This is a genomic window from Aliirhizobium cellulosilyticum, from assembly GCF_014198105.1.
Taxonomy (GTDB): Bacteria; Pseudomonadota; Alphaproteobacteria; order Rhizobiales; family Rhizobiaceae; genus Neorhizobium; species Neorhizobium cellulosilyticum.
Map to the genome: position 1 here is coordinate 11,664 of NZ_JACIGW010000003.1, position 9,653 is coordinate 21,316.

The 9,653-nt window shown below is 58.7% G+C and carries 8 protein-coding genes; 5 read left to right on the plus strand and 3 right to left on the minus strand.

Going from position 1 to position 9,653, the window contains the following annotated elements; genetic code table 11:
- Positions 1-93 precede the first annotated feature (93 nt).
- Genes GGE33_RS14620 through GGE33_RS14640 form a run of 5 tightly spaced genes read left to right on the plus strand, consistent with a single transcriptional unit; the run spans position 94 to position 5,715 of the window.
- Positions 94-1,488, plus strand: coding sequence for a family 4 glycosyl hydrolase (locus tag GGE33_RS14620; RefSeq protein WP_183824212.1), 1,395 nt, complete (start codon positions 94-96; stop codon positions 1,486-1,488).
- Positions 1,485-2,369 (plus strand): carbohydrate ABC transporter permease, encoded by an 885-nt coding sequence (locus GGE33_RS14625; protein WP_148144739.1) that lies wholly within the window; start codon positions 1,485-1,487, stop codon positions 2,367-2,369. Before GGE33_RS14620 ends, GGE33_RS14625 begins: the two co-directional genes overlap by 4 nt.
- 2 nt (positions 2,370-2,371) lie before the next feature.
- Positions 2,372-3,280 (plus strand): carbohydrate ABC transporter permease, encoded by a 909-nt coding sequence (locus GGE33_RS14630; RefSeq protein WP_183824215.1) that lies wholly within the window; start codon positions 2,372-2,374, stop codon positions 3,278-3,280.
- A gap of 4 nt (positions 3,281-3,284) precedes the next feature.
- Positions 3,285-4,400, plus strand: coding sequence for an ABC transporter ATP-binding protein (locus tag GGE33_RS14635; RefSeq protein WP_148144737.1), 1,116 nt, complete (start codon positions 3,285-3,287; stop codon positions 4,398-4,400).
- A gap of 55 nt (positions 4,401-4,455) precedes the next feature.
- Positions 4,456-5,715, plus strand: coding sequence for an ABC transporter substrate-binding protein (locus GGE33_RS14640; RefSeq protein WP_183685321.1), 1,260 nt, complete (start codon positions 4,456-4,458; stop codon positions 5,713-5,715).
- A 376-nt stretch (positions 5,716-6,091) separates the two neighbouring features.
- Here GGE33_RS14640 and GGE33_RS14645 read toward each other — a convergent pair whose 3' ends face one another.
- Genes GGE33_RS14645 through GGE33_RS14655 form a run of 3 tightly spaced genes read right to left on the minus strand, consistent with a single transcriptional unit; the run spans position 6,092 to position 9,618 of the window.
- Positions 6,092-6,535: a hypothetical protein gene (locus GGE33_RS14645; RefSeq protein ID WP_183824218.1), complete on the minus strand. Its 444-nt coding sequence runs from the start codon at positions 6,533-6,535 to the stop codon at positions 6,092-6,094.
- A 55-nt stretch (positions 6,536-6,590) separates the two neighbouring features.
- Positions 6,591-7,901, minus strand: a complete 1,311-nt coding sequence (locus tag GGE33_RS14650; RefSeq protein WP_183824221.1) for an HlyD family type I secretion periplasmic adaptor subunit — start codon at positions 7,899-7,901, stop codon at positions 6,591-6,593.
- Positions 7,891-9,618 (minus strand): type I secretion system permease/ATPase, encoded by a 1,728-nt coding sequence (locus GGE33_RS14655; protein ID WP_183824224.1) that lies wholly within the window; start codon positions 9,616-9,618, stop codon positions 7,891-7,893. The genes GGE33_RS14650 and GGE33_RS14655 overlap by 11 nt, the downstream gene beginning before the upstream one ends.
- Positions 9,619-9,653 lie beyond the last annotated feature (35 nt).

The following is a 9,653-nucleotide window of genomic DNA, read 5'->3' on the forward strand; positions in this document are numbered from 1 at the left end:
AACCCGGGGGTTCCGGGCATTTCATGACCTTGTGATACGCCCGGCGCCTGTCGCCGGGCCGATGAACGCTGTCCTTTTTAGGAGGAGGAAAGCATGCATTCGCAATCAGTTTCCGAAATCACGTTAGCCTATATCGGCGGCGGCTCACTGAATTGGGCTCAGGTCCTGATGGCCGATCTCGTTCACGACCGTACAGTGGCCGGCGAGATCCGTCTGTTCGACCTCAACCTGGAAGCCGCGCAGCGTAACGCAGCGATCGGCAATCGTCTCTCGGAAGCCCACGGGCTTTCTATTCGTTATACCGCAAGCGAGACAATCGCGTCCGCTTTGACCGGTGTCGATTTTGTCGTCGTATCGATCCTGCCGGGGTCGTTCGACGACATGGCAAAGGATCTCGAACTGCCGGAAGCCGAGGGCATCATTCAGGCGGTTGGTGATACCGTCGGGCCTGGCGGATTGGTGCGCGCCATGCGTGCGATCCCCGCCATGGCCGAAATCGCCGAAGCGATCCGAAAATATGCGCCCAAGGCCTATGTGTGCAACCTGACTAACCCTATGTCGGTCCTGACGGGCGCGCTTTACGCCGCTTTCCCCGATATCAGGGCATGGGGCGAATGCCACGAAGTCACCAAGCTGCGCCACATTATCGCCTGGCTCGCCAATCGAGCAGAAGGTGCGATCCGTTACGGTTTTCGCGATGTGCAGGTTAATGTTCTCGGCATCAACCACTTCACCTGGGTCGACCGCGCCTTCGTCGGTGGCCGGGACTGGCTACCGGACTATCTGAATTTCGCGGCGGAAAATCGCGAAAACGGGTGGCGCGCCAAGCCCCTGGATCCGAACGATGAATTCCAGCGCTATTTCGAAGACATCAACAGAGTCAAGTTCGATCTGGCCTCGCGCTTCGGCATCGCGGCTGCGGCGGGTGACAGGCATCTTGCCGAATTCCTGCCCGCAAGCTGGTATCTCAACCGCGCATCCGAATGGGGCTTTGGCCTGACACCGGTGGATTGGCGCCGCCGCGATCAGGCCAAACGCCGGGAAGACGCACGCCTGGCTGAGACTGGCAACGAAGTGCCACCACTACGGACAGTCTCGGAAGAGGCCCTTGTCGGGCAGATCCGCGCGTTGACCCGTGGCGAGACGCTGGTCGTCAACGCCAACATGCCCAACATCGGTCAGATGCAAGGCTTTGCACCGGGCACTGTCGTCGAGACCAATGTGCTGTTTTCCGGTCATGGGGTGCGCCCGATACATGCCGGACGTTTGCCAGCAGCCGTCGAGGCTTTGGTAAAACCACATGCGGAGCGTCAGAATACCGTATTGCAGGCGGTCCTCGCTGGTGACGGCGCAACTCTCGAAGGCCTGTTCCTTTCCGACCCGCTGGTTGCACCGCTAGGTCAGGACCGTGCCGCAAAACTGTTCCGGGCCATGGTTGCCGCGACAGCCGCGCGCCTGCCGGAGAAGTTGAGGAGGCTCTCTGCATGAGTGGCGATAGTCGACTTCTCGGCTTCTGGTACGTCCTGCCGTACCTGATCGGCCTGCTGGTTTTCACGGCCATACCGTTTCTTGGCTCGCTCTACCTGTCGTTTACCGATTACCGGTTGATGCAGGGCATGGATTTTGTCGGACTGCAAAACTACATCGACATTCTGACCAGTGACCGCACATTCACGCGGTCCTTCAACGTGACGATGCTCTTCGTGGCGCTAACCGTGCCGCTAAAACTGGCCTTCGCGCTTTTTATCGCCAGTATCCTCAACTCCAAGCTCAAGGGCATCGGTATTTTCCGCACCGCCTATTACGTGCCCTCCATTCTTGGCGGCTCGATCGCTGTCGCGGTTTTGTGGCGCTACATGTTTGCCGATGTCGGTATGGTCAACATGGCTTTGACCGGCCTTGGTTTCAAAGCCATCAACTGGTTCGGCAATCCCGGTACGGCGCTGTTCACCATCACGATCCTGCGCTTGTGGCAGTTTGGTTCGGCCATGGTGATCTTCCTGGCGGCGCTGCAATCGATCGACAAGTCGCTTTACGAGGCGGCGGCCATCGATGGCGCAAAGCCGTGGCGGGCCTTCTTCGCCGTCACCCTGCCGCTTCTGACGCCGGTCATTTTCTTCAACATGATCATGCAGATGGTTCAGGCCTTCCAGGAGTTCAACGGACCTTATGTCATCACCAGCGGCGGCCCCTTGAAATCCACCTACCTGCTGCCGCTGTACATCTATGAAATGGCCTTCAAGAAATTCGACATGGGGTATGCCTCCGCCATCGCCTGGGTGCTGTTCACAGTCATCATGGTGCTGACGCTCATCGCCTTCTGGTCTTCGAAATACTGGGTCTATTACGCCGGCGACAAGAGGAGCTGACCATGAGTGACAGTATCATTCACTCCGACGACAAGGCCTTCGAAGAGGCCGAACAGTATCTTGCCGTGCAGAGGCGCCGCGAAAAGATAACGCTGACCATCCGCTATACCATCCTGACGGTTGTCGGCCTCATCATGCTTTATCCATTGATCTGGCTGGTCGGCGCAAGCTTCATGACCAATGAGGAAATTTTTGGCAGCGCCGGCTTCATGCCAGCGAACCCGGTAATGGACGGTTATATCGAAGGCTGGCAGACGTCGACGCCCTACACATTCGGTCGCTTCTTCTGGAACACGTTCCTGATCATCGCGCCGAAAACGATCTGCACGGTGATTTCCTGCACGGTCGTTGCCTACGGGTTTGCCCGTTTCGACTTTCCCGGCAAGAAGATTCTGTTTGCCGCCGTGATCGGCACGCTACTTCTGCCCAACGTTGTTACCCGTATCCCGCAATACATGCTCTTCAACGAACTCGGCTGGCTCGACAGCTACCTGCCGCTCTGGGTGCCGTCCGCTTTCGCCGGCGATGCGTTCTTCGTCTTCCTGCTGTTGCAGTTCTTGCGTTCCATTCCGCGTGACATGGAAGAAGCGGCGCGCGTGGATGGCGCCACCAGTTTTCAAGCGCTGATCTACGTGGTCGTGCCGATGCTGGTGCCTGCGATGATCTCGGTCGGGCTGTTCCAGTTCATGTGGACCATGGACGATTTTCTCGGCCCGTTGATCTACATCTCTTCGGTTGAAAAATTTCCTGTTTCATTGGCGCTCAAATTGTCGATCGATACTGCTGAATCGTTCGAGTGGAACCGCATCCTTGCCATGTCAGTGCTGGCGCTTCTGCCGTCGTTGCTGGTGTTCTTCATGTCTCAGAAATACTTCGTCGAAGGCATCTCTGCCGGTGGCGTAAAGGGTTAATCCAATGGCACAATTGACTATCCGTAACCTGGAAAAGGTCTATAGCGGCACCATCAAGGCGCTTCACGGCATCAATCTCGAAGTCAAGGACGGGGAATTCATGGTGCTGGTCGGTCCTTCCGGCTGCGCCAAGTCGACAACGCTGCGTATGATTGCAGGCCTGGAAACCGTTTCCGGCGGCCACATCACAATCGGCGAAAAGGTCGTCAACAACCTGCCCCCGGGTGACCGTGGCATCGCCATGGTCTTCCAGAACTACGCGCTCTATCCGCATATGAAGGTGCGCAAGAACCTCTCCTTCGGGCTCAAGCTGGCCGGGGAAAGCAAGGAGGAGATTGCAAGGCGCGTTGCTGAAGTCGCCGAAGTGCTGGAAATCGAGCCCTTGCTAGACCGCCTGCCCAAGCAGCTCTCCGGCGGGCAGGCCCAGCGCGTGGCGCTCGGGCGTGCGCTGATCAAGAAGCCGGAAGTGTTTCTGTTCGACGAACCGCTTTCCAACCTTGATGCCAAGCTTCGTGCGTCCATGCGCGTACGCATCACCGATCTGCATCGCCGGCTGAAGGAGCAGGGGCAATCGTCCACCGTGGTCTACGTTACCCATGACCAGGTCGAGGCCATGACCATGGGCGACCGGATCTGCGTCATGAAGGACGGCCACATCATGCAAGTGGATGATCCCGAAACGCTCTATGCCCGGCCGGCAAATGCGTTTGTTGCAGGTTTCATCGGCATGCCGGAAATGAACCTTGTCAGTGCCAGCTTGAGCCGCGGCGAAAGCGGGCCGGTCGTCACCTTCGGAGACCAGTCGATCCAGTTCGGCAAGGAACTCGCAGCGCGCCTACAATCGGGTGTGGACGGCGATGTAACCTTCGGCGTGCGGCCGCAGCATTTCCGCCTGGCAGAACCGAGTGAGGATGCCTTGATAGCGAAGGTCATCAAGGCGGATTTCCTTGGGCATGAAGTCGATGTGCACATTACCATCGGCGGTCAGCGTTTTACCATCGTTCTGCCTGTCGAGAACTTCCGCAAGGCTGTCGTTGACGGCGCCATCCGTATTCGCCCGGAAGAGGAACGGGTTTTCATCTTCGACCGCGCAAGCGGTTTGAACGTCAGCTTAGCTTGAGGGCGCAGCCGACGACTATGTCACCGATGCAGGGTTTCAGGAGGAAAAACGCATCATGAGTAAGAAATCGATACTGAAGGTTCTATCTGTTACACTGGCAGCGTCCGTGGTTGCCACAAGCTTCGCTTCGGCGGCGGATTTGCGCATGTCCTGGTGGGGTGGCGATGGTCGCCATGTCGCCACGCAGAAGGCTTTGGAATACTGCTCGACGAAGACTGGGCATAAGGTCAAGGCCGAGTTTGCCGGCTTCGAAGGTTATCTCGAAAAGCTGACTACGCAGATGGCCGGCAGCACCGAGGCCGATATCATCCAGGTCGACTGGCCTTGGCTCTTCCAGTTCTCCAAGAACGGCGATGGTTTTGCCGATCTCAAGCAGTTTGCCGGCGAGCTTGACCTGACCCAGTGGAACGACAGCCAGCTGGCGCCTGCCATGATCAACGGCAAGCTCAACGGGGTACCGGTTTCCGTTACCGGCGCCACCTTCTACTTCAATGACGAGATCTACAAGAAGGCCGGCCTTGAGACGCCGAAAAGCTGGGATGATCTCGCCGCAGCGGCCAAGAAGTTGAACCCGCAGGGCCTCTATCCGTTCGATACCACCCGCGTCATCCTGATGCTGATGGTCGAAGCCTTTGCGGCACAGATCTCCGGTCAGGAATTCGTCAAGCCCGGCACCAATGAGCTGGCCTGGACTGCAGAAGACATCGCCGGTGCGCTCAAGCATTACCAGTGGATGGTGGATAACGGTATCGTACGCTCCGCCAAGGATGCGGCCGGTGTCGGCAATATCGAAATCTTCGACGATCCGGCCTGGGTCACGGGCAGAATCGGCGGCACCTATTTCTGGGATTCGACCTATTCGAAATACGATGATCCGCTGACGGTCGGAAAGCTGATACCGGCCGCTCCGCTGCAAATCCCAGGCGCGAAATCGGATGGCGTCTACAAGAAGCCGTCAATGGTCTTCTCGATCTCCAGGCATTCGAAGGATCCGAAAGCCGCAGCCCAGGTGGTCAACTGCCTGCTGAACGACAAGGAAGCCATAATGATCCTTGGCGACAGCCGCGGCCTTCCTGCTTCGGCTATTGCCAAGTCGACGCTTGAAGCCGCAGGCAAGCTGACACCGGAACGTCTCGAAGGCGCGAAGATCGTTGCAGCTTCGACTGGCCCGGTCATGTCGCCGCTGATCGAACATCCGACGGTGCAGGAACTGTTCAAGGACGTCATCGAGCAGTTTGCTTATGGCCAGCTGACGGCCGATGAGGCCGGCCAGGAAATCGTCGATGGCCTGACCAAGGCCCTGCGTCGCCTTTAATCATTGCGATGGCCCATGTCGAAAGGCATGGGCCATAATAACGGCTGCGCGACATGTGTCGCCTCAACCCAGAAATGCCTCAACATCCCTATCTCACGCTGGGAGCCGAACGCGTGATTGCTGTTTCCGTACCAGATGAAGCCAGTCGGCCGATACGCGGCTTTCTAATGGCGGGTATCCCGTCGCTTATCTCAGTTTATCGCGACAGCTCGTTTTTCGCTCAGGCTCTTCCGAAAACCATTTTTTGAACGAGCGCAATTCGAACTTCATACAGTCTATGAGAAAGCAATGTCCGCAGCCTTGACGGCAATGGCGGTGGCGGGCGACGGCGTGCACGGAATAGCAGACTCACAGACCTCCAAACCGCAGCGCAAGCTCAGCCAATCAGCATGGCAACAAAAGCGTCGTAAAGTGAGAAAACAGTAGTCCCAACGCGATTGTCATGGATTTCCACCAGCAGCATTACCAAAAGGACCAGATTACCGGTGATCAAAAACGGCTTGGCCCAGTTGCGATGACCGGAGACTACAGGTTCGATATCGCCTTCCAACGCTTTCGCCGGACCTGCACCGAGCGCGACATGCGCTTCGGTAAATTCGACCGAGCGACGTATCGCCTCGATGGTGGTGCTCAGCTTGCGTATTTCCTCATCAAATCCCGGCGGTGCGGCTGCGGGTATCACCGCCGGGCTGCGCGCAACGGTATGGCGCTCGACACGCACGATACGCGAGCTTTCCTGCGCCGTATTGTCCTGCCCGATGTCTCCGCGGCGCAGCAATTCGCCGGCGATTGAGTGTACGTCCGAAAGTCTGTTGTCCATGTTACTCCCTCAATACTCCGTGAGGCATTCTCGATAGAAACGGTTCCAGTCGCGATTAGCTTTCGCGCATTGCGTGACGCAGCTGATCGGAAAGCGGCTTGATCATGTAGGACAGGATCGTGCGGTTTTCGGTCTGCATGAAGACTTCCGCCGGCATACCTGGCTTCAGCATCGTGTCTCCCACCTTGGCGATCTCGGCTTCGGGGATGCGCAGCCTTGTCAGGTAATAGCTCGCACCGGTCTTTTCGTCGGTGGTCAGATCCGGCGAGATGTCGATAACCAGCGCGCCGAGCTCCGGCGTCACCCTCTGGTTAAGCCCACTCAGGCGAACGCGGGCATCCTGACCGCCGAAAACCTGATCGACATCGGCCGGCGAAATCATCGCCTCGACGATCAGTTCGTCGTCTTCGGGGATGATGTTGACCAGCGTCTCGCCCGGACCAGCAACGCTGCCGATCGTATGGACATTGAGCTGATGCAGGGATCCGGCAATCGGCGCGCGGATTTCGAGTTTGCGCAGCTTGTCGAGGGCGGCCACGCGTTCCTCATTCAGCTTGGCGATCTCGGGACGTTTCTGGTCGAGTTCGGTCAGCACGCTCTCATAGAAAGCTTCGTCCACCTGGATGAGCTTCAGTTCCGCCTGGGTCTTGGCCTGTTGCGTCTCGATGATTTCAGCCGTCAATGCGGACTGGCTGCCGGTGAGTGAAGCCTTCTCGCGTTGCATCGCGATCAGCTGCGATTGAGTGATCAGGCCGCGAGCATTCAGGCTGTCGTAGCGACGCAATTGATCATCGAGCAGCGCCATATTGGCGTCCACCGCTTTGCGCTGCGCCTCAAGCGCCGAGATCTGTTCCGCGAATTGTCCTACCTGTTTCTCCAGCTGCGCCTTCTGGCTGCTCCTCGTCATCTGGCGGGCAAGCTTGAGCATGATCTGCGCCTCGGTCAGCAAGGTACGCCGGTCGGTCGGCACGAAGGAGAGTTCGGCTGGAAGATCAATGCCTGTGCGCCCCGCCTGTTCTGCAAGAAGACGCGCTTCCTGCACCATGAGCTGCGCAAGCTGGCCTTCGATGATGCCGAGATTGGCGCGAGCGGTCGTCCCATCGAGGCGGAAAAGCAACGCGCCGGCCTCGACGCGATCTCCCTCGCTGACGACGATTTCCGAGATGATACCGCCATCGGCATGTTCGACCTGCTTGGCGCGGCCAAGAACGATGATCTTGCCGGCGGCCATCACGGCGCCGCTGATTTCGGCATAGGCCGCAGCGGTGCACACGCCTCCGAGGAAAAGCCCTCCGACACCGATTGCCAGGAACAGTTGCTTGCGGATGGCACTGGTGATGGTTTTGTCGAGTGTGTCATAGCGCATTGGCGACCACCTTTCCGGGCTGCTGCGAGCCGCTGAGCATCGAGACATTGGAGAGTACCTGGTCCTTGTCGCCGAAAGCCACCTGTTGACCATTCTGGATGATCAGGACCTTGTTGACGGCAGCCAGTGCGCTTGCCCGATGGGCGACCACGACGACGATGCCACCGCGTTCGCGAATATCCATCATTGCGCGGGAAAGCGCCTGCTCGCCCTCGACATCGAGATTGGAATTGGGTTCGTCCAGAACGACGAGGAACGGGTTGCCGAAAAGGGCGCGGGCGAGACCGACACGCTGCCGCTGGCCGGCGGAAAGGCGCGCGCCGCCCTCACCGATCATCGTGTTGTAACCCTCGGGCAGACCGGCGATGAGATTGTGGATACCGGCCATCTTGGCGGCGGCGACGATTGCCACGACATCGGCATCCTTGTCGAAGCGGGCGATGTTTTCCGCAACCGTTCCCTCGAACAGCTCGACATCCTGCGGCAGGTAGCCGATGAAGCGGCCGCGATCCTGATCGCTCCACTGGTCGATCGTCGAACCGTCGAGGCGGATGGCACCCTTGAGCACCGGCCAAACCCCGACCAAGGCGCGGGCAAAGCTCGTCTTGCCGGAGCCGGAGCCGCCGATGATGCCGAGCCCGTCACCCGCCTGCAGCGAGAACTCGACACCCTGAAGGAGCACGAGAGGTTCTCCCGGCGCACTCGTTGCGGCATCCTGAACGGTCAGTTCCTGCCTCGGCAGCGGCAGACCTTCCAGCCCCTTGTCGACATCGCATTGGAGCAGCACTTGGTTGAGGCGACCGGCGGCCTGCCGGCAAGCGATGAAGGATGGCCATTGACCGACGGCCTGTTCGATCGGCGCGATGGCGCGGGCCATGATGATCGACGAGGCGATCATCACCCCGCCGGAGATTTCCTGCTTGATCGCCAGATAGGCGCCCAGCGCCAGCATGGCCGATTGCAGGATCATGCGCAGGAGCTTGATGACCGATGAGTAGAAATTGCTGCGGTCGGTCGCCATCTGCTGCGAGAAATAATAGGGCTCGACCATTTCCGAAAACCGGTCCGACAGCCGCCCCAGCATGCCCATCGCGTTGACCACTTCGGAATTGCGCCTCGCGCTGTCCATGATCTTCGATTGCGCGGCGGTACGCATGCCCACTTCCTTGGTCGGGCTGCGCGAGGCGAACTCGTTGCAGATGACCAGCACGAAGATCAGCGCGCCGCCGGCAAGTGCAAGATAACCGAGCGCGCTGTGCATGATGAAGACCAGCGCAAAATAGAGCGGCATGAAGGGAAGGTCGAAGATTGAGGCCGGGCCTTGCGAGCCGAGAAACCGGCGGATCGTATCGAGATCACGCCCGGGATGAACACCCGAACCCTTCGAGCCGAGCAGCACCGGAAGCCGGATATTGGCCCGCAGCGACGGATTGCAGAGCCGTGTATAGACCCGCATGCTGATCCGCAGAAGTGCCTTGGATCGCAGAATGTCGAGCATGCCGCTGAAGAGATAAAGCGACAACGTGATCATCGACAAGACAACCAATGTCGGCACGCTGCTGCTTGAAAGCACCCGGTCATAGACCTGCAGCATGAAGATCGGCCCGGTCAGCATCAGGATGTTGAGCACGGCGCTGATGACGAAAATACCCCAGAATGCCGAGCGGCATGTGCGGATGGCGTCGGCGACCGAGAGATTGCGATTACGTTTCAACATGAACTCGCCCCAGTGTCCGGCCGGTCTTGGATGCC

Excerpts from the sequence above, each read along its gene's own strand:
- GGE33_RS14645 (WP_183824218.1), bottom strand. The coding sequence starts at position 6,535 with ATGGACAACAGACTTTCGGACGTACACTCAATCGCCGGCGAATTGCTG.
- GGE33_RS14650 (WP_183824221.1), bottom strand. The coding sequence starts at position 7,901 with ATGCGCTATGACACACTCGACAAAACCATCACCAGTGCCATCCGCAAG.
- GGE33_RS14635 (WP_148144737.1), top strand. The coding sequence starts at position 3,285 with ATGGCACAATTGACTATCCGTAACCTGGAAAAGGTCTATAGCGGCACC.
- GGE33_RS14630 (WP_183824215.1), top strand. The coding sequence starts at position 2,372 with ATGAGTGACAGTATCATTCACTCCGACGACAAGGCCTTCGAAGAGGCC.
- GGE33_RS14640 (WP_183685321.1), top strand. The coding sequence starts at position 4,456 with ATGAGTAAGAAATCGATACTGAAGGTTCTATCTGTTACACTGGCAGCG.
- GGE33_RS14655 (WP_183824224.1), bottom strand. The coding sequence starts at position 9,618 with ATGTTGAAACGTAATCGCAATCTCTCGGTCGCCGACGCCATCCGCACA.
- GGE33_RS14620 (WP_183824212.1), top strand. The coding sequence starts at position 94 with ATGCATTCGCAATCAGTTTCCGAAATCACGTTAGCCTATATCGGCGGC.
- GGE33_RS14625 (WP_148144739.1), top strand. The coding sequence starts at position 1,485 with ATGAGTGGCGATAGTCGACTTCTCGGCTTCTGGTACGTCCTGCCGTAC.